This is a genomic window from Massilia sp. LXY-6, from assembly GCF_051233485.1.
Classification (GTDB): Bacteria; Pseudomonadota; Gammaproteobacteria; order Burkholderiales; family Burkholderiaceae_D; genus Telluria.
The window spans coordinates 1-17499 of sequence record NZ_JBKFGF010000017.1 but is presented as its reverse complement, the minus strand read 5'-3'; the positions used below and the strand labels follow the sequence as shown (position 1 = coordinate 17499).

At 60.2% G+C, this 17499-nt stretch carries 19 protein-coding genes and 1 tRNA gene; 11 read left to right on the top strand and 9 right to left on the bottom strand.

Annotated elements, in window-relative coordinates:
* The first annotated feature begins 61 nt into the window (after window positions 1-61).
* The 4 genes from ACI48D_RS08720 to ACI48D_RS08705 are packed head-to-tail and all read left to right on the top strand — an operon-like array spanning window position 62 to window position 1835.
* On the top strand, window positions 62-466 hold the full coding sequence (locus ACI48D_RS08720) for a hypothetical protein (RefSeq protein ID WP_435570828.1): 405 nt from the start codon (window positions 62-64) through the stop codon (window positions 464-466).
* A 10-nt stretch (window positions 467-476) separates the two neighbouring features.
* Window positions 477-1196, top strand: coding sequence for a hypothetical protein (locus ACI48D_RS08715; protein ID WP_435570827.1), 720 nt, complete (start codon window positions 477-479; stop codon window positions 1194-1196).
* The gene (locus ACI48D_RS08710; protein ID WP_435570826.1) at window positions 1196-1678 is read left to right on the top strand and encodes a hypothetical protein; all 483 of its coding nucleotides are present in this window, start codon (window positions 1196-1198) and stop codon (window positions 1676-1678) included. The genes ACI48D_RS08715 and ACI48D_RS08710 overlap by 1 nt, the downstream gene beginning before the upstream one ends.
* A 19-nt stretch (window positions 1679-1697) precedes the next feature.
* Complete coding sequence (locus ACI48D_RS08705; RefSeq protein ID WP_435570825.1) at window positions 1698-1835, top strand: hypothetical protein; 138 nt, start codon at window positions 1698-1700, stop codon at window positions 1833-1835.
* Between the two features lie 653 nt (window positions 1836-2488).
* Here the strand turns inward: ACI48D_RS08705 and ACI48D_RS08700 are convergent.
* On the bottom strand, window positions 2489-2743 hold the full coding sequence (locus ACI48D_RS08700; RefSeq protein WP_435570824.1) for a hypothetical protein: 255 nt from the start codon (window positions 2741-2743) through the stop codon (window positions 2489-2491).
* 139 nt (window positions 2744-2882) lie between these two features.
* Window positions 2883-3713, bottom strand: coding sequence for a DUF932 domain-containing protein (locus ACI48D_RS08695; RefSeq protein ID WP_435570823.1), 831 nt, complete (start codon window positions 3711-3713; stop codon window positions 2883-2885).
* 550 nt (window positions 3714-4263) lie between these two features.
* On the opposite strand from ACI48D_RS08695, the gene ACI48D_RS08690 reads away from it, so the two are divergent.
* Entirely contained in the window at window positions 4264-4737 is a 474-nt protein-coding gene (locus ACI48D_RS08690; RefSeq protein WP_435570822.1) for a hypothetical protein, read from the top strand.
* A 522-nt stretch (window positions 4738-5259) separates the two neighbouring features.
* On the opposite strand, the gene ACI48D_RS08685 is transcribed toward ACI48D_RS08690, so the two are convergent.
* From ACI48D_RS08685 to cysS, 7 genes are all read right to left on the bottom strand, one after another.
* Entirely contained in the window at window positions 5260-6510 is a 1251-nt protein-coding gene (locus ACI48D_RS08685) for a tyrosine-type recombinase/integrase (protein WP_435570821.1), read from the bottom strand.
* 223 nt (window positions 6511-6733) lie between these two features.
* Window positions 6734-6827 (bottom strand) — tRNA-Ser (locus ACI48D_RS08680).
* Between the two features lie 101 nt (window positions 6828-6928).
* Window positions 6929-8176 (bottom strand): aspartate kinase, encoded by a 1248-nt coding sequence (locus ACI48D_RS08675; RefSeq protein WP_435570820.1) that lies wholly within the window; start codon window positions 8174-8176, stop codon window positions 6929-6931.
* Between the two features lie 129 nt (window positions 8177-8305).
* Window positions 8306-9703, bottom strand: a complete 1398-nt coding sequence (gene tilS, locus ACI48D_RS08670) for a tRNA lysidine(34) synthetase TilS (protein ID WP_435570819.1) — start codon at window positions 9701-9703, stop codon at window positions 8306-8308.
* An 8-nt stretch (window positions 9704-9711) separates the two neighbouring features.
* On the bottom strand, window positions 9712-10689 hold the full coding sequence (locus ACI48D_RS08665) for an acetyl-CoA carboxylase carboxyltransferase subunit alpha (RefSeq protein ID WP_435570818.1): 978 nt from the start codon (window positions 10687-10689) through the stop codon (window positions 9712-9714).
* Window positions 10690-10748: 59 nt separating this feature from the next.
* Window positions 10749-11405 carry a DNA-3-methyladenine glycosylase family protein gene (locus ACI48D_RS08660; protein ID WP_435570817.1) on the bottom strand — a complete coding sequence of 219 codons (657 nt, stop codon included), beginning with the start codon at window positions 11403-11405 and terminating at the stop codon, window positions 10749-10751.
* Window positions 11406-11420: 15 nt separating this feature from the next.
* Window positions 11421-12818: a cysteine--tRNA ligase gene (cysS, locus tag ACI48D_RS08655; protein ID WP_435570816.1), complete on the bottom strand. Its 1398-nt coding sequence runs from the start codon at window positions 12816-12818 to the stop codon at window positions 11421-11423.
* A gap of 250 nt (window positions 12819-13068) precedes the next feature.
* On the opposite strand from cysS, the gene ACI48D_RS08650 reads away from it, so the two are divergent.
* The 6 genes from ACI48D_RS08650 (at window position 13069) to ACI48D_RS08625 (ending at window position 17429) form a co-directional block, all read left to right on the top strand.
* Window positions 13069-13662, top strand: a complete 594-nt coding sequence (locus tag ACI48D_RS08650) for a peptidylprolyl isomerase (RefSeq protein WP_435570815.1) — start codon at window positions 13069-13071, stop codon at window positions 13660-13662.
* Window positions 13663-13714: 52 nt separating this feature from the next.
* Window positions 13715-14206, top strand: coding sequence for a peptidylprolyl isomerase (locus ACI48D_RS08645; protein ID WP_435570814.1), 492 nt, complete (start codon window positions 13715-13717; stop codon window positions 14204-14206).
* Window positions 14207-14257: 51 nt separating this feature from the next.
* Complete coding sequence (locus tag ACI48D_RS08640) at window positions 14258-15022, top strand: UDP-2,3-diacylglucosamine diphosphatase (protein ID WP_435570813.1); 765 nt, start codon at window positions 14258-14260, stop codon at window positions 15020-15022.
* Window positions 15023-15190: 168 nt separating this feature from the next.
* Complete coding sequence (locus ACI48D_RS08635; protein ID WP_435570812.1) at window positions 15191-15571, top strand: GntR family transcriptional regulator; 381 nt, start codon at window positions 15191-15193, stop codon at window positions 15569-15571.
* Window positions 15568-16440, top strand: coding sequence for an ABC transporter ATP-binding protein (locus ACI48D_RS08630; protein ID WP_435570811.1), 873 nt, complete (start codon window positions 15568-15570; stop codon window positions 16438-16440). Before ACI48D_RS08635 ends, ACI48D_RS08630 begins: the two co-directional genes overlap by 4 nt.
* A complete protein-coding gene (locus ACI48D_RS08625) occupies window positions 16437-17429 on the top strand; it encodes a hypothetical protein (protein WP_435570810.1) in 993 nt (330 codons plus the stop codon). Before ACI48D_RS08630 ends, ACI48D_RS08625 begins: the two co-directional genes overlap by 4 nt.
* Window positions 17430-17499: the final 70 nt, after the last annotated feature.

Genomic DNA, 17499 nt, shown 5'->3' with positions numbered 1-17499 from the left:
AATGCTCGTCACTTAGTGCCCATCAGCACAACTGTTATGCAACAACCTGCCAGAATGAAACATGGATACTGAAGCCTTTGCCCGCGATACCGCACCACGCCAAAGACGATCAAGGTTGCAAAGGTTCAAGAACGATATCCGCGAGTTGAAACAGAGAGGTTATACAGACTTGCAGATTCGTGATTGGCTTGCAAAAAATGATGTGATCGTGTCGCGTGAAAATGTTCGCAAATTCATAAAACGCCACCTCTCTGTCTCGAGCAATAGCCAGGAGGGTTTGATACCGGCGGGTCTTGTTCAGAATCTCGGCGTACACGCATCGACCCACCGAGGGTGCACTACTACAAACAGCGACAGCGGAAAAACGGAATCGCAGGCTGAAAAGTTACGCAGACTGGCCAAGGAACAGAGAGATCAGGCGGACCAGACTCAATTCAAGCACGACAAGACCGGAAACAATCATTAGGAAAGATGCCATGAAAAACAGTGTCCATTTCAACCTGCAAGGCAAAGGCGGCATCGGTAAAACGTTCGCGTCTGCGCTGCTTGCGCAATGGATCGAAGAAATCGCACCGGGAACGATGGACGGGTATGACGCCGACCAAGAGAACGCAAGTTTCTATTCATATAAGGGTCTAAGCGTCAAACCGGTCGACGTGATGAGGAAAGACCGAACGATTGATCGAAAGTTATTCGACCGTATGTTGCTGGAGATCTTTGAGAGCAAACAGAACATCGTCGTTGATACGGGTGCAAATACGTTTTCGCCTTTGATGTCATATCTAATGGAAAGCGATTTCCTAAGCATGCTAATAAATTCAGGCAAGAATGTTTATGTCCATACGATTATAGGCGGAGGTGACAACTTGCGGGATACGACAGCCGGTTTTATTTCCCTGGCGCGTCAAACTTCGTGTCCGATGGTACTGTGGTTGAATGAAAACGCGGCTTGGGGTGATACTGGCAATTTTGTTGAATCGGAAGCTTTCGCAAAACATGCTGGTAACGTAAAAGGCGTAATCCTTCTGCATGGCCGCACGAGTGATACTTTCGGCGATGACGTCCGGCGTATGAATAAGGAACGTCTGACGCTAAAAGAAATCATGCAAAGTCCGAAGTTCAACCTGCTGGAGCGTAGCCGGCTGAATACGGTCGTTCGGGACGTGTTCAACAAGCTTGAGAGAGTCGAGTGGTAATGGACCTTCACCAGCTGCAGGTGGCCATCTTTGAGAAGACTGGTATCCGCTTGGATAGCAGTGACCCCGTTTTCGCTCTGGTCGCGTTGAACGAGGTCGTTGTAGCAGACCTGCTCGCGACTTCACGGGAACAATGGACACAAAGCAATGCCGAGCTCGAAGCCAAACTCGGCGCCTTGGAGAGTATCCACCAGCAGATATTGACTGCGGCGAATGAGTTGGCTGGCCGCGTCGACCAAGCGCACATGGCGGCAGCCCTCAAGGCCGCGACGGAAGCCAAAGCGGAGATTTTCAGGGCGGCGCGTGACGCTCTACATGGCGAAGTTGAAAAGTCGGCCTCGGCCATCATGGGGGATACCGCGCAGCTCAAGGCAGCTTGCAAGCGATCCAGATCAGGAAGCTGGGCCATCGCAATTGTGCAGTCCGTTATCGGTGGTATGGTCGCGGCAATGATCGTCCTGGGCGTCATGCTGTACAAGTAACGCTTACTTGGGGGGAACCATGCGCAAGACAGCACTTTTGGCAATCATCGCCGCTTTGCTCTCGTCGGTCGTGGGCTATCTCGTCTTGGACCGTCACGATAAAGAAGTGCAGAAGAAGCACGACAAGGTATTTGATGACGTTTTCACGCGCCGCTGAGGCCTGGTCACCGGTGACAATCAATTCAGCCGGGGGCTGATCGACGCGACATCACGCGCGCAGGCGCGCACTAAAGGAGTCATCATGAGAACGGTCTTCCGGTGTGTACAGACAGCGGCTCGCGTAGCGTGCGGTGCGGGTTCATTCGGCGCCAATGTCATAATGCCGGCGTTCGGCATCCCGCGCCCGTGGAATTATCTCGCAGCAGCTTTTTGGCTGTTGTGGCTGACGAGCATTGGTTACGCGATCGCGACCAGATAATTTTTGACTGTGCCTAACCTCGTTACGCAAACGCTGGGTGGCTGAGGCGAACGGCGGCAAGGTTGAGGCGCGCCGCTGAATGGGCCTAACACCGTTTGTTTGCCAGCGCACGGAATGCCTTGGAAACGTTCCGGGACGCCGTAAGCGACTGGGTACTCAGGCGATGCAATCGTTCGCGGAGCCAGTCATGCTCAGCGGTCCGATCTAGGGCGTCAAGCGGTTTTGGGACCTTTATGGGATCTCTACCGATATATTGCCGCGGTCGCTTTCCGTTAGCATCCGGTGGAAAGACGAGCGTGAGGTGTCTCCCCTTTTCCTGCCGACCGGCCAGTCCTTGATCGGCTTTGATCATGCCGGCTCGCCTTGAGCCCTTCGCTAATCTTACGGCTGAACTAGCTTGCGGCATGCCCTGGCGGACGATAAGCCTGCAGGTTTCCGAGCAGCTGCTGGACGTACTGGTTGCGTTTCGTCAGTTCCGACTGCGCATGCAGTGCGCCAAGGAAGTGCATGACCACTGCCTCTTCCTCGGGCCCCGATTGAGACGCCAGCTGCAGCGCCTCGATGAGCAAAAGCATCGGGTCAAACAGGTTGCGCACGATTTCGGCCCGCCTCGCTTCCGTCAATACGCCGATCGGCAGAGCGCTCATGTGGGTAGCGATCGCGATCAGCGCGTCGGTTCGCTGCGGAATGACTAGTCTTGAAATCCTCATGGTGCCCCCAAGTGCGATTACTGGAAAGTTGATCGATATTCCATCAAAGAGGGGCCCAAGCCCCTCCGCCTTCTCGCTATTCAGCTTTCAACTTCTTCATATGTTCGGCGAGGACCCACAGCGCACGGTTAAGCTTGATATCGCTGTCGATTCCGGTCACGGGACGCGTGGTCACGCGGCGGCCGTTTGTTGTGCGCCCACGCACCCCACCCTGCAACATGCGCTCCTGAACCCGATTGAAGGTCCGCCAAAGGTCGTTGCCGACGTCCTCGCGACGCTTCGGCTCCAGGATCTGCTGTTCGGTGATCGGTGCGCCGCCGGCCTCCGGGTCGTATTTAAGGGCCAGCGCAGAATGCGCAAAAGCCTGTTGTTCGGCGTCGTTCAGGGTCAACGATTTCATGCCGTCGACCTGTCCGTTAATCAACTCGAAATCCTCGACCACGCGAAAGGCACCTTCGATAACGTTGTCCACGATGTTGCCTTTGTGGGGTACGCGGAAGTCGTTGAGGGTGTCGCCGCACACCATGCCGTTACAGCACACAAAGCGGAACGTGCCGGCGAGCATTTGGTAGCTGCTGGTCCCGTCATGGCTGTTCAGCAAGATGATTTCGTTAGCCTCGCCACTGACGATGTGATCAGCACGACGCAGGCGCAACATATGCTTTGTATGTTCACGCTTCCCCTCGTCCCGACAACGGGCCTGGCATGCCATAAAGGGCTGGAACCCTTCACGGCGCAGCCCTTCCAGAACCTCGATCGTCGGAATATACGTGTACCGTTCCGAGCGGCTGCCATGTTTCTCGGCTGCGAAAATGGACGGCGTGACCGCTTTGATTTCTTCGTTACTGAGAGGATTTTGCGAACGAATGGAAGTGTGATTACGTCCAAAACGAGTAGCGAGTGCCATGGAAAATCTCCTTTAGCTTAAGTAGATAAAAGTGCTTGTCATTCTCGACAGGCCTTCAGCCAAACTCTTTAAATTCCTTGAATCTCAACCTTATAGGGTAATTTTAATATCCAATTAAATAATATCGTTGACGATAGTCGAATGACCTTAACCTTTTCGCCTTCTTTTTATACCGTCCTGATACACTAATTCCCCGCCACATATTTGACATAACCGCCTTATCCGAATATTTGACTGCACTAGAAAGATTGAAAACGGGCTCTGAAGACCAAATCGACGCGCGCATGAAAAATCGAAGGGGCGCGCCAGCGGGCCGATCTTTTTCTTTAGCGGCCTGCCGGCCGTTCAGGGCGGCACCCCGGCCTCGCGGCGCTCCTCAAGAGCGTCCGGCCCGCGACGTTGATGGACTGGACCAATAGAAGTGCCGGGCTTAGAAGTAGTTAGTGACTTGATAAATGCCTACCGGGGATTCTTAGAGAGATACTCGATTTTCGTAATGGGCATGCGCGACGCCGAATAGCTACGCTGCCTAGTCAGCGGCGAAAGACAAATGATTTTTAACCTGAGCGCAGTGGCGCGAGCGAGGAAAAAAATGGAGATGACAGCCCTTTCCTATTCCGAACGAAAACGGATTGAGTTACTTGAACAAAAGCGACTTGAACTGGCGGCAAAAGCGGCCGGCATCACTTATTTGATGTACATGCCCCGATCGTTCCCGCACCCGAGCGGTCTTCTATATCGCAGCGAACGGAATGCCCGCACAAGTGTTTGGAACCCGTTGCAAAACGACGACGACCTTTTCCGCCTCGCCTTGGCTGTCCCAAACGTAAACCTCCACGAGATCATCACTAGGGAATGTCGGGCCGGGGGTGACGTTGCACGTCGCGTTCGTGAAGCCTTCGTACAGGCGGTCACAGGACCAATTCGCGAGGAAGATTTGGCACGCCCTTCGGCGCCAGTACAGGGGGAATCGACGACTGGCGATGAGGCAATAGAGAACCTAGAGCCGGGGCGACCGACCTGAGCCGCCAGATTTAGTCGACGCAGACATTCATGTCGAGCGCTCAAGAGGATCGACGTGAGAGCGTTTGGCCGAACCGCCTTCACAAACGCTTACTCGCCTGGGCCGCTCGGTTGCGCCGGGATACGGTCGACCAGCGCCATTCCCACATGATGCCGACCAACTCAAGCTCTAGGCAGCCCCGTGCGGTCGCTCCGACGTAGGGTTAGCCTAGCGCGCAAGCGCTTGGCGTTGGGGTTGCGTAGCGCGCAGCGCTTCGCGGGTGTTGCTTTTCGGGTTCGGCAAGCGGTGGCCCTGAGGGGTGGCCACCCCGGGCGGCCAGTCACGTAGCGACCGAGCGCAGATGCGCGAGCTTGAGGGGCATCCCTGTTTTCGTGGACGCGGGTTTCGCGGCCGCGAAAATGCCCCAGCTGCGTATCTTTCGCGACTGGACCACGCAGATTATCGTATAGGTCCCGCACGCATTTGCCTACACCTCCGATACCTTGAATAGCTGCAAATAACTTCTCACAGCCTACAAACAATTCAGCCTATGCCGGTCTTACGTTTGGGCAAAGTTAGACTGTCAATGTAGTCAGCCCAATCCTGCATCATCACCCGTCTCTCATCGATAAACTCAGCTCGATCATACGCCCGCGCGATCTTATCTCCGTGGACATGGGCGAGCTGCCTGTCTACCACTTCGTGCCGATACCCCAACTTCTCCTTGATCGTACTCATCGCCAGCGCCCTGAAACCATGCCCCGACATATCGCCTTTATAGCCCATCCTTTCAATGGCTTTCAAAAAAGCGTTATTGCTCATCGGCCGCTGAGGATCGCGCATATTGGGGAAGAGATACTTGCCCCCTCCAGTGATCTTTCGCAGCTGAGCCAAGAGCTCGAGCGACTGCCGGGAAAGCGGCACGAAATGATCTTTTTTGATCGGGTTAAGCCGGCGCCTGCCCAGTTTCATGCGACACCACGGGATCGTCCAGTCAGCCTTGCCCTCTTCGATCTCACTCCATGGAGTTTCGATGAGTTCACTCGTCCGTACGAACACCAACATCAACAGTCGCAAGCCGATCCGTGTTATCGGCTGCATACAAGCTTCGTTACTTCGCAGCACCTCCAGGAACTGCGGCAGTTCGTCGGTAGCAATCGCAGGAAAATTGTTAGTTGAGACAGGCTGCAGCACATCGTTCATGTCGATCAGTAGATTTCGCGTTGCTACGCCGGTCTGAATCGCATAGCTGAAGATCTGCCGGCAAATCGCCTTGTTGCGCTTCGCGATTTCGTGCGCGCCACGCGCTTCGGTCTTGCGGAAGACGTCGATCAGATCACGATGCGTCACCTCATCGATAGGAAGCCTGCCTATGTCGGGAAACACATCCATTTCCAGGCGGCGCGTGACATTCGTTGCATAGGCTGGCGTCCACGACTTCTGCTTCAGTTCGAGCCATTCCATCGCGACTTTACGGAACGTATATTCGATCGCGCGCACACTCTCCCGTCGCGCCTGCTCTCGTTTCTGGATGGGATCCATACCTTCGAGAAGCAGGCGTCGAGCCTCCGAACGCTTGTCCCTGGCGTCCGCCAGGCTTACCTCGGGATATGGCCCGAAAGTAATCGTGGTTTCCTTCCCGTTGGCTTGGCGGTACCGGAACCGCCAGAATTTGGCACCGCTAGGTTGCACTTCAAGGTAAAGGCCGTGACCGTCGAACAGCTTGACGAGCTTCGCGCCGGCTTTGGCGCGCTTGACCTGGGCATCACTGAGTGGTGTGGCTAACCGTGGCATACGACCTCCTCTCGACTGGTTGCAGACGTAAGGGGTACGAGCGGGGTCCGGCTGGTTTTAAGGGTAGAAGTTGCAGAGGGTCTTCCCGCCTACCCTTACCCCTACCCTTAAAAACATGGACTCAGCCGGACTCAAGCGGACTCTGCCGGACGCAAAAAACCCCCGACCTCAGTATGAGAATCGGGGGTTTTCGGCGTTTGCTGAAGCTCAGCAAACTACAATCTGGCGGAGGCGGTGGGATTCGAACCCACGATACAGGTTTAAGCCCGTATGCTTCCTTAGCAGGGAAGTGCCTTCGGCCACTCGGCCACGCCTCCAGTCAGCTCTTAACAGTGTTGCTCGTTGTCGCTGAGTGCAAGCATCTTAATGGCCGCACCCCATTTCGTCAAGGAAGCGCAGCCAAAAATATGCGATAAAGTTAAGCTTTCTCCAGATCAAACGCTTTATGCAGGGCGCGTACCGCCAGCTCCATGTATTTTTCGTCGATCAGCACAGAAATCTTGATCTCGGAGGTCGAGATCATCATGATGTTGATGCCCTCTTCCGCCAGCGTGCGGAACATCTGCGAGGCCACGCCGACGTGGCTGCGCATGCCGACGCCGACCGCCGACACCTTCGACACCTTGGCGTCGCCCAGCAGGCGGGTGAAGCCCAGTTCTGCCTTGTTCGCTTCCAGCACGCTCAGGGCGCGCTGGTAGTCGTTGCGCGACACGGTGAACGTGAAATCGGTTTTACCGTCTACCGACACATTCTGTATGATCATGTCGACCTCGATGTTCGCCTCCGAGACCGGGCCGAGGATGTGGTAGGCGACGCCCGGCTTGTCCGGCACGCCGAGGACAGTGATTTTGGCTTCATCGCGGTGGAAGGCGATGCCGGAGATGACGGCTTGTTCCATATTGCTTTCTTCCTCAAACGAAATCAGGGTACCAGAATTGGCTTCTTCCTCGAGCGGCATCAGGGGATCGGTCAGCGACGACAGCACGCGCGTCGGAACGCGGTAGTTGCCGGCGAATTCGACGGAGCGGGTCTGCAGCACCTTCGAACCCAGCGACGCCAGTTCCAGCATTTCCTCGAAGGTGATCTTCTGCAGGCGCCGCGCCTCGTCCACCACGCGCGGGTCGGTCGTGTAGACGCCGTCGACGTCGGTGTAGATCAGGCATTCGTCGGCCTTCATGGCCGCCGCGATCGCCACCGCCGAGGTGTCCGAGCCGCCGCGGCCCAGGGTCGAGATATTGCCGTCTTCGTCCATGCCCTGGAAGCCCGTGATGATCACGATCTTGCCGGCTTCGAGGTCGGCGCGCACGCGGGTGTCGTCGATCGACTGGATGCGCGCCTTGGTGAAGGCGGAGTCGGTGCGGATGCCCACCTGCCAGCCGGTGTAGGACACGGCGTCCTTGCCGCGTGCCAGCAGCGCCATCGCCAGTAGGCCGACGGAAACCTGTTCACCGGTCGAGGCGATCATGTCCAGTTCGCGCGGATCCGGCTGCGCCATGATCTCTTTCGCCAGGCCGATCAGGCGGTTGGTCTCGCCGGACATTGCCGAGGGGACAACGACGATCTGGTGGCCGGCATCGTGCCATTTGGCGACGCGGGCCGCGACGTTCTTGATGCGGTCCGTCGATCCCATCGACGTACCGCCGTATTTGTGGACTATTAAAGCCATGACAGTGGGGGTTTCCGCTTGTAAAAATTAGAAGGCGTCTTAAACTCTACATGCTGCGGTGCAAAATCACAAGCCGTTGATATGCGAAACCTATACCTAATCGGAATATGGTAATGCGAAAAGGGCATATTATGCCGCAGCACTTCCTTCCCAGCGCAGGGCGATGCGCCCTTCCCCTTCGGCGGCGAAGCGGCAATCCGTTCCCAGCCCGGCGGCAAACAGCAGATCGAAGCCGCTGCTGACGATGGGCAGGCGCGAGCGTTCCCACACCGGCACGTCGGCGGCCTGGAACAATTGCTTCAGGCCGCGGGTCGGGCGGTTCGGCGCCAGCTTCAGCCGCTCCCCGCCTTTGCGGAAATCGATTTCCAGGCTTCTGCCCTTCAGCCAGGCCGGATCGAGCCCGTGGCTGGCGACATCGAAATGCAGCACGCCGCCGTAGTCCGGAAAGGCGATGCTGGCTTCACCGCGCCAGGTGAAAGCCTGCGCATGCCGGACGATGATGCCTTCGTCGTCCGGGTCGCGCAGGCCGGCTAGCATCGGCTGCTTCGGCACCAGATACAGGCGGTCGCGATGGCGACGCGCGTCGATTTCCGGATGCGACACCAGCGGCTGCGCATCGCCGCGCGCCGACAGCAGCTGCGCCACCATCTGTTCCAGCCAGGCGGTTGACGGCATGCCTAGGCCCCGTGTCGAGAACCAGTGGCGCAGCAGGTTGTTGATGCGGTCCGCGCTCAGCAGGCGCAGGCGTGACAGGTCGATCGCATCGTCCACCAGGCAGGCGGCCAGGTCCTGTTCCGCCAGTTCGTCCAGCAGGCGCTGGGCGGACTGCGCGTGCGCGCCGCTGCGCGCGAGGCGGCGCTGGAAGCCCGGGAAGGCCTGGGCCAGCACCGGCATCACCTGGTGGCGCAAGGCGTTGCGGGCGTAGCGCGGATCGCTGTTGGATTCGTCCTCGACCCAGGCGATGTGGCGCTCCTGCGCAAGCGCTTCGAGTTCGGCGCGGGCGATGCCGAGCAGCGGCCGGGCCATCACGAGCCGGGCGTCGCCAAGCAGGGTCGGCGCACGGTTCGATGCCTCCATGCCGGACAGGCCGGCCGGGCCGGAGCCGCGCAGCAGCTGCAGCAGCACGGTTTCGGCCTGGTCGTCGAGGTGGTGGGCGGTGAGCAGCAGGTCCACGCCGTGTGTGCGGCACATATCGCCCAGCGCGGCGTAGCGCTGCTTGCGGGCCGCCGCTTCCACCCCGCTTTTCCCCCTCTCGACCGTAACCGCACGATCGTCGAAAGCCACGCCGAGTGCCGCACAAGCAGCGGCGCAATGCGCGCGCCAGGCATCGGCATTCGGGCTCAGGCCGTGGTGCACGTGGAAGGCGAACAGCGGCAGGCCGGCGGCGCGCGCGGCGTCGCCGGCCAGGTGCAGCAGCACCATGGAATCGAGGCCGCCGCTGAGGGCGACCGCGAGCCGGGATGGGGAATATTCTGCGCGCAGTGCGTCGAACGCCTGCGCGAATGAAACCGCCGCGGAGGCGGCCATGCGGGAACTCACTCTTCGCGCGGGGTCAATTCCTTGAATTTGCCGTAGGCCATCAGCTTGGCGTGACGGGCCTCCAGCAGATCCTTGGTTTTCATGCCCTGGAACTGGCGCAGGGTGTCGGCCAGCGCCCGTTTCAGGGACTGGGCCATCTGGGCCGGGTCACGGTGGGCGCCGCCCAGCGGTTCGCTGACGATCTTGTCGATCAGGCCGATGGCCTTCAGGCGGTGGGCAGTCAGGCCGAGGGCGTCGGCGGCTTCGGCCGCGCGCTCCGAGGTCTTCCACAGGATCGACGCGCAGCCTTCCGGCGAGATCACCGAGTAGGTCGCGTACTGCAGCATCAGCACGGCGTCGCCGACGGCGATCGCCAGCGCGCCGCCCGAACCGCCTTCGCCGATGATGGTGGCGATCAGCGGCACTTTCAGCTCGGCCATGACGTACAGGTTATGGCCGATCGCTTCGGACTGGCCGCGCTCTTCGGCGTCGATGCCCGGGAAGGCGCCGGGCGTATCCACGAAGGTGAAGATCGGCAGGTTGAACTTTTCGGCCAGCTTCATCAGGCGCATCGCCTTGCGATAGCCTTCGGGTTTCGGCATGCCGAAGTTGCGCATCGCGCGTTCCTTCGTGTCGCGGCCCTTCTGGTGGCCGATCACCATGCAGGACTGGCCGTTGAAACGGGCCAGGCCGCCGATGATGGACTGGTCGTCGGCGAAGCTGCGGTCGCCGTGCAGCTCATGGAAGTCGGTGAAGATCGCGTTCACGTAGTCCATCGTGTACGGACGTTGCGGGTGGCGCGCGATCTGGGAGACCTGCCATGGCGTCAGCTTGGCATAGATGTCTTTCGTCAGTTGCTGGCTCTTCTTGGCCAGGCGGTCGATCTCTTCCGAGATGTCGACTGCCGAGTCGTCCTGCACGAATCGAAGCTCTTCAATTTTGGAATCGAGCTCGGCGATCGGCTGTTCAAAACTGAGGAAAGTTGTTTTACTCATCGTAACTCCGGTTATTCTTGTGGCCCCGCACAGCTGGGTTGCGGCAGCAAAGGCGTATTTTAACCCGTAATCGGGTCCAAACTACGCCATAAATACCATGTGGCAACCGTTCGCCAGGGTTCCCAGTTCGCCGCCACCTCGCGCGCATCGCTGCGCGAGACGGGTTCGCCCGAGAAATAATTCTGGCTGATACCCTGGATCAGGCCGGCATCGTCGAGGGGCAGGACGTTCGGCCTGAGCAGATTAAATATCAAAAACATCTCCGCTGTCCAGCGGGTGATGCCGCGGATTCGCACCAGTTCGGCGATCACCGCTTCGTCATCCATTTCCGACCACTGGTCGGCATGCACGCGCTTGGCCTTGAAATGGTCGGCCAGGTCGAGGATGTATTCGGTCTTGCGCTTGGACAGGCCGCAGGCGGACAGCTGCTCCGGACCCGCCTTGATCACCTGGGAAGGCGTCATCTTCGGGCACAGCTCGCGCAGCTTGCCCCAGGCGCCTTCCGCCGCCTTGACCGTGACCTGCTGGCCGACGATCGAGCGGGCCAGGGTCGTGAACGGATCCGGATGGCCGCGCAGGTGCATCTCGTCGAACTGCGGGATCAGCTTGTTCATGATGCGGTCTCGCCGCATGAGCTCGGCCTTCGCCTCCGCCCAGTAGGGAGGAACGTCGGGCAATATCGGGGCCGCGCCCATGAGGTCCTTGGAAAGTGCCATTCCGGTTCCAGGCCCTCAGGCGCGGCGCCAGTTGGTCGTGCCGTCGGGCTTGTCTTCGAGCACGATACCGGCCGCCGTCAATTCGGCGCGGATGGCATCGGCCTCGGCGAAGTTGCGTGCCTTCTTGGCGGCGGCGCGGCGCGCGATGGCGTCGACGATCGACACTTCGTCCATGCCTCCTTCGCCCGGGGTGCCGGCCTGCAGGAATTGCTGGGGCGAACGCTCGAGCAGGCCCAGCACGCCGGCCAGGGCCTTCAGCTGGCGCGCATCCGTGACCGACTTTGTACGATTCACTTCGCTGGCCAGGTCGAACAGCTCGGCCACCGCCAGCGGGGTATTGAAGTCGTCATCCATCGCTTCGCGGAAGCGGAGCGCGTGCGCTTCGTCCCAGTCGACCGCCGGCGTTTCATTGCCGAGGTCGACACCGGCCAGGGCCGTGTACAGGCGGGTCAGCGCGCCCTTGGCATCGTCGATGTGGGCATCCGAGTAATTCAGCGGACTGCGGTAGTGGGCACGCAGGATGAAGAAGCGAATGACTTCGGCATCGTATTTCTTCAGCACATCGCGGATCGTGAAGAAATTGCCCAGCGATTTGGACATCTTCTCGTTATCGACCCGCACGAAGCCGTTGTGGATCCAGTAGTTGGCCATCGGCGGGCCGAAGGCGCCTTCCGATTGCGCGATCTCGTTCTCGTGGTGCGGGAACTGCAGGTCGGCGCCGCCGCCGTGGATGTCGAAATGCTCGCCCAGCAGCGCGCAGGACATGGCCGAGCACTCGATGTGCCAGCCCGGGCGGCCGATGCCCCACCTCGAGTCCCATTTGGCTTCCGCCGGCTCGGCATCCTTGCCGGCTTTCCACAGCACAAAGTCGAGCGGGTCGCGCTTGCCGGTGTTGATGTCGACGCGCTCGCCGGCGCGCAGGTCGTCCAGCGACTTGCCGGACAGCTTGCCGTAGCCGGGAAACTCGCGCACGGCGTAGTTCACGTCGCCGTCATCGCCCTGGTAGGCCAGGCCCTTGTCTTCGAGCTTTTCGATAATCGACAGCATGTGCGGCACGTGCTCGGTGGCGCGCGGCGCGAAGTCCGGCGGCAGGATCCCTAAAGCAGCAGTGTCCTCGTCCATCGCCTTGATGAAGCGGGTGGTCAGCTGGGACATGGTCTCGCCGTTCTCGACCGCGCGCTTGATGATCTTGTCGTCGATGTCGGTGATGTTGCGGACATACTTGACCTCGTAACCCGAGGCCTTGAACCAGCGGTAGATGACGTCGAATGCCATCATCATCCGGGCGTGACCGACGTGGCAGTAATCGTAGACCGTCATCCCGCACACGTACATGTTGATCTTGCCGGGTTGGAGGGGAACGAATACCTGCTTGTCACGCGCGAGCGTGTTGTAAATCTTTAATTGGCTCATCGGATGGTGTTCTGGATGGTTGGAGCTTGACGCTCGGACGCATCGCTGCAGGGCAGCGTGCAGGGAAAGTGACCCAAGTCGCGACCGTCAGGACTGTTCAAGCTACCAAGCATGGTGGTTTGATAAAATCAACAGTCCGTCGCAAAGTATAGCATTGATAAAATCCTGACTGGCCGCATATGCCACAGGTTTATTTTTCTGCAAAACCCTTGACATCACTTTGCGTTGTATCCACAGAGAGGAAGCCACGATGCACATCATGAACCCGTCCCGCACCCGCCTGCTGACCCGCGTTGCGGCCGCCGCCGGCGCCATCCTGCTGTCGACGGCGGCCTGGGCGGCCGAGCCGCAGGTCTCGCTGAAAACCTCGATGGGCGAGATCGTGCTGGAACTGGACCACGAAAAAGCGCCCAAGACCGTCGACAACTTCCTCCAGTACGTCAAATCCGGATTCTACAAAGGCACGATCTTCCACCGCGTGATCGACGGCTTCATGATCCAGGCCGGCGGCATGGACGCCCAGCTGCACGGTCGCAAGACCCGTCCGCCGATCAAGAACGAATCGAACAATGGCTTGTCGAACGCTGCCTATACCGTCGCGATGGCGCGCGAATCGGACCCGGATACGGCCACCTCGCAGTTCTTCATCAACGTGGTCGACAACCCGGGCCTGGACTTCCCGAACATGAACGGCTCGGGCTACACGGTGTTCGGCAAGGTCGTGAAAGGCAAGGAAGTGGTCGACAAGATCAAGGGCGTGCTCGTGGACGACGTGCGCGGCATGGAGAACGTGCCGGTGAAGCCTGTCGTGATCCAGTCCGCGACCATCGTCAAAGCGAAGTAAAATAGCGAACTCTTAACCGAATTTTTAACAATAAGCGACAAGGGAAAACACCATGACGACCGTACTCATGACCACCAACAAGGGCAACATCAAGATCGAACTCGACGACGCGAAGGCGCCGAAGACCGTTGCCAACTTCGTGGAATACGTCAACCAGGGTCACTTCAACAACACGATCTTCCACCGCGTGATCAAGGACTTCATGATCCAGGGCGGCGGCTTCGAGCCGAACATGTCGCAAAAGCCGGCCGACAAGACCGTCGAGAACGAAGCCAAGAACGGCCTGAAGAACGACAAGTACACCGTTGCGATGGCCCGCACCATGGCCCCGCACTCGGCCTCGGCCCAGTTCTTCATCAACACCAAGAACAACGACTTCCTGAACTACCCGGGCCAGGACGGCTGGGGCTATGCCGTGTTCGGCAAGGTCGTCGAAGGCCAGGACGTGGTCGACCAGATCAACACCGTCAAGACCGGCCGCTCGGGCATGCACTCGGACGTGCCGACCGAGGCAGTGATCATCGAGAAAGCCGAAATCGTCTAATTAAGCAAGTCACTCAAGCAAGGCGCGTGGGACCCGTCCACCGTTAATCCGATGAACAGTCCCACGCGCACGCTTGCGCTTTTCATTTCCGACCTGCACCTGCAGGAATCGCATCCACGCACGGCCGAGGCATTCTTCCGCTTCCTGGCCGAGCGCGCGTCAAAGGCCGAGGCGCTCTACCTGCTCGGCGACATCTTCGAATACTGGGCCGGCGACGACGACCTCGCCACGCCCTTCCACCAGCGCATCGTCGACGCCCTGCGCGCCCTCTCCGATGCCGGCGTGGCCGTGTACTGGATGGCAGGCAACCGCGACTTCCTGGTCGGCCAGGACTTCGCCCGCGCCGCCAGACTGAGCCTGCTGCCGGACCCGCACGTCGTCGTCATCGGCAAGCAAGCCATGACACTCACGCACGGCGACGCCCAGTGCACGGGCGACCTCAACTACATGGCCTTCCGCGCCCAGGTGCGCGACCCGGCCTGGCAGCAGCAATTCCTCGCCATGCCGCTGGCACAGCGCAAGGCCATCATCGCCGGACTGCGCGAAGGCAGCCGCCAGGCGCACGGCGAAAAGTCCTACGAGATCATGGACGTCACCACGGATGCCGTGAGCGCCCTGCATGAGGCCAGCGGTACCGACATCATCCTCCACGGCCACACCCACCGCCCCGCCCTGCACCACGATCCCGTCAGCGGCCGCCGCCGCTACGTGCTGCCCGACTGGGAGCTCGACGCCGAAGCTCCGCGCGGCGGCTGGATCGCGATCGATGCGGACGGCCGCATCACCCGCCATGGCCTCGACGGCCAGGCATTGTAGGCACCTTCCCTCCCCCTGAACCAGCCCGTTCGCATTCTGTGTTGACACTTTGAAGCCTGGTGTTGTACTTTACTACACCACCACAGCAATACCTCACCAACGCAACATCCATCAACGAAGAGGCAGGCATGGTTAACCAATCTGCACCGCAACGAAGAGGAGCCGGCAATGACCATCGGCTGGAATGACAACTCGCCGATCTATCGGCAATTGAAGGAGAAAGTGATCGGCATGATGCTCGACGGCGCGCTCAAGGCCGGCGACCCGCTGCCCTCGGTGCGCCAGGTTGCCGCCGAGTACCAGCTGAACCCGATCACGGTTTCGAAGGCTTACCAGGAACTGGTCGACGACAACTTAGTGGAAAAACGAAGGGGGATCGGCATGTATGTCACTGAAGGCGCCAGCGAAAAACTGCTGGCAAGCGAGCGCGAACGCTTCCTGCGCGAGGAATGGCCGGCGATGCTGGAACGGATCCGCCGCCTCGGCCTGAATGTCGACCTGTTGATGCGCGACCAGCCACCGGGCCGCGGAAACGGAGGCCAGAAATGAGCACCGTCCTTTCCGCCAGGGGCCTGGCGAAGCGTTACGGCAAGCGCGTCGCCGTCGACGGCATCGACTTCGAGATCCCCGCCGGTCGCATCGTCGGCCTGATCGGCCCGAACGGTTCGGGCAAGACCACCACCCTGAAGGCGGCGCTGGGCCTGATTCCCTTCGACGGCCAATTGAGCGTGCTGGGCTTCGATCCGCGCACCCAGCGCGACGACCTGATGCAGGACGTCTGCTTCATCGCCGACGTCGCGATCCTGCCGCGCTGGATGCGCGTGAAGGATGCGATCGACTTCGTGCAGGGCGTGCATCCGCGCTTCAACCGCGAGAAGGCCGAGCGCTACATCGCGAATACCAAGCTGAAGCCGAGCATGAAGGTCAAGGAGATGTCGAAGGGCATGATCGTGCAGCTGCACCTGGCGCTGGTGATGGCCATCGACGCCAAGCTGCTGGTGCTGGACGAGCCCACGCTGGGCCTGGACATCATCTACCGCAAGCAGTTCTACCAGAACCTGCTGGAAGACTATTTTGACGAGCACAAGACCATCGTCATCACCACCCACCAGGTCGAGGAAGTCGAGCACATCCTGACCGACCTGATGTTCATCCGCGACGGCAAGATCGTGCTGGCCGCCTCGATGGACGAGATCGGCGAGCGCTACGTCGAGGTGATGGTCTCGCACGACAAGATCAGCGCCGCCAACGCGCTGCAGCCGATCGACCGCCGCACCGTGTTCGGCAAGGCTGTGATGCTGTTCGATTCGGGCGCGCCCGGCGGCGCCTCGCGCCAGCAGCTGGCCGCCCTCGGCGAAACCCGCAACCCCAGCGTCGCCGACCTGTTCGTGGCGACCATGAAAGGAACTTACGCATGAATGCCATGACCATGAAATGGCTGCTCCGCCGCGAATTCTGGGAGCACAAGGGATCGATGTTCTGGGCGCCGGCGATCGTGGCGGCACTGCTGGTGCTGCTCGTCGGCGGCTCGATGCTCTACGGCCTGGCCGCGCACGGCACGCCCGGCTTCGTCCACATCAACGGCCAGACCATGAGCCACGGCGCGTTTGCCGCCGCGATGCCAGGCGAAGCCCGGGCGATGATGGCGAAGATCGCCAGCGGCATGTACATCGTGGCCGGCGCGCCCTTGTTCCTGATCCTGGTCGCCGTCGTGTTCTTCTACTGCCTCGGCGCGCTGTACGACGAGCGCCGCGACCGCAGCATCCTGTTCTGGAAGTCGCTGCCGCTCTCGGATGGCGTGACCGTGCTGTCGAAGGCCATCACCGCCCTGTGCGTGGCGCCCGTCATCACCATCGGGCTGGCGGTCGCCGCCTCGCTGGCCCTGCTGCTGATCGGCTGCATCGGGCTGGCGGTCGGCGGTATTAACATGGCCGGCGCCATCGCCGTCCAGCCGGACCTGTACCTCCAGCCCTTGCGCCTGATCGCCCTGCTGCCGGTCTACGTGGTGTGGGCGCTGCCGACCATCGGCTGGCTGCTGCTGGTGTCGAGCTGGGCCAAGACCAAGCCCTTCCTGTGGGCCATCGGGGTGCCACTGATCGCCCTGCTGCTGATAAAGTGGATCAGCTACACGCTGGAGAACTTCTCCGGCACGCCCCTGAACATCATGCCGGTCGCCCAGGAAGTCGTGGCCCGCCTGCTCGCCGGTATCGTGCCCGGGATCTGGTTCAGCTTTACCCACGGCATCCCACCGGAAATGCACCAGAACGCGCACGGCCCCGACATGCAGGCCCTGTTCGCGGCTTCCTGGATGACCCTTGCCACGGCCAGGGCCTGGATCGGCGCACTGTTCGGCGCCGCCATGATCTTCGGCGCGATCCGCCTGCGCCGCTGGCGCGACGAGGGCTGAGGCAGGCATGCGCACCGCCCTCTCCTTCCCGCTGCTGGCCCTGGCACTGTGGAGCGGCGGCGCCGGCGCC

Excerpts from the sequence above, each read along its gene's own strand:
- ACI48D_RS08720 (WP_435570828.1), top strand. The coding sequence starts at position 62 with ATGGATACTGAAGCCTTTGCCCGCGATACCGCACCACGCCAAAGACGA.
- ACI48D_RS08715 (WP_435570827.1), top strand. The coding sequence starts at position 477 with ATGAAAAACAGTGTCCATTTCAACCTGCAAGGCAAAGGCGGCATCGGT.
- ACI48D_RS08710 (WP_435570826.1), top strand. The coding sequence starts at position 1,196 with ATGGACCTTCACCAGCTGCAGGTGGCCATCTTTGAGAAGACTGGTATC.
- ACI48D_RS08705 (WP_435570825.1), top strand. The coding sequence starts at position 1,698 with ATGCGCAAGACAGCACTTTTGGCAATCATCGCCGCTTTGCTCTCGTCG.
- ACI48D_RS08700 (WP_435570824.1), bottom strand. The coding sequence starts at position 2,743 with ATGAGCGCTCTGCCGATCGGCGTATTGACGGAAGCGAGGCGGGCCGAA.
- ACI48D_RS08695 (WP_435570823.1), bottom strand. The coding sequence starts at position 3,713 with ATGGCACTCGCTACTCGTTTTGGACGTAATCACACTTCCATTCGTTCG.
- ACI48D_RS08690 (WP_435570822.1), top strand. The coding sequence starts at position 4,264 with ATGATTTTTAACCTGAGCGCAGTGGCGCGAGCGAGGAAAAAAATGGAG.
- ACI48D_RS08685 (WP_435570821.1), bottom strand. The coding sequence starts at position 6,510 with ATGCCACGGTTAGCCACACCACTCAGTGATGCCCAGGTCAAGCGCGCC.
- ACI48D_RS08675 (WP_435570820.1), bottom strand. The coding sequence starts at position 8,176 with ATGGCTTTAATAGTCCACAAATACGGCGGTACGTCGATGGGATCGACG.
- tilS (WP_435570819.1), bottom strand. The coding sequence starts at position 9,703 with ATGGCCGCCTCCGCGGCGGTTTCATTCGCGCAGGCGTTCGACGCACTG.
- ACI48D_RS08665 (WP_435570818.1), bottom strand. The coding sequence starts at position 10,689 with ATGAGTAAAACAACTTTCCTCAGTTTTGAACAGCCGATCGCCGAGCTC.
- ACI48D_RS08660 (WP_435570817.1), bottom strand. The coding sequence starts at position 11,405 with ATGGCACTTTCCAAGGACCTCATGGGCGCGGCCCCGATATTGCCCGAC.
- cysS (WP_435570816.1), bottom strand. The coding sequence starts at position 12,818 with ATGAGCCAATTAAAGATTTACAACACGCTCGCGCGTGACAAGCAGGTA.
- ACI48D_RS08650 (WP_435570815.1), top strand. The coding sequence starts at position 13,069 with ATGCACATCATGAACCCGTCCCGCACCCGCCTGCTGACCCGCGTTGCG.
- ACI48D_RS08645 (WP_435570814.1), top strand. The coding sequence starts at position 13,715 with ATGACGACCGTACTCATGACCACCAACAAGGGCAACATCAAGATCGAA.
- ACI48D_RS08640 (WP_435570813.1), top strand. The coding sequence starts at position 14,258 with ATGAACAGTCCCACGCGCACGCTTGCGCTTTTCATTTCCGACCTGCAC.
- ACI48D_RS08635 (WP_435570812.1), top strand. The coding sequence starts at position 15,191 with ATGACCATCGGCTGGAATGACAACTCGCCGATCTATCGGCAATTGAAG.
- ACI48D_RS08630 (WP_435570811.1), top strand. The coding sequence starts at position 15,568 with ATGAGCACCGTCCTTTCCGCCAGGGGCCTGGCGAAGCGTTACGGCAAG.
- ACI48D_RS08625 (WP_435570810.1), top strand. The coding sequence starts at position 16,437 with ATGAATGCCATGACCATGAAATGGCTGCTCCGCCGCGAATTCTGGGAG.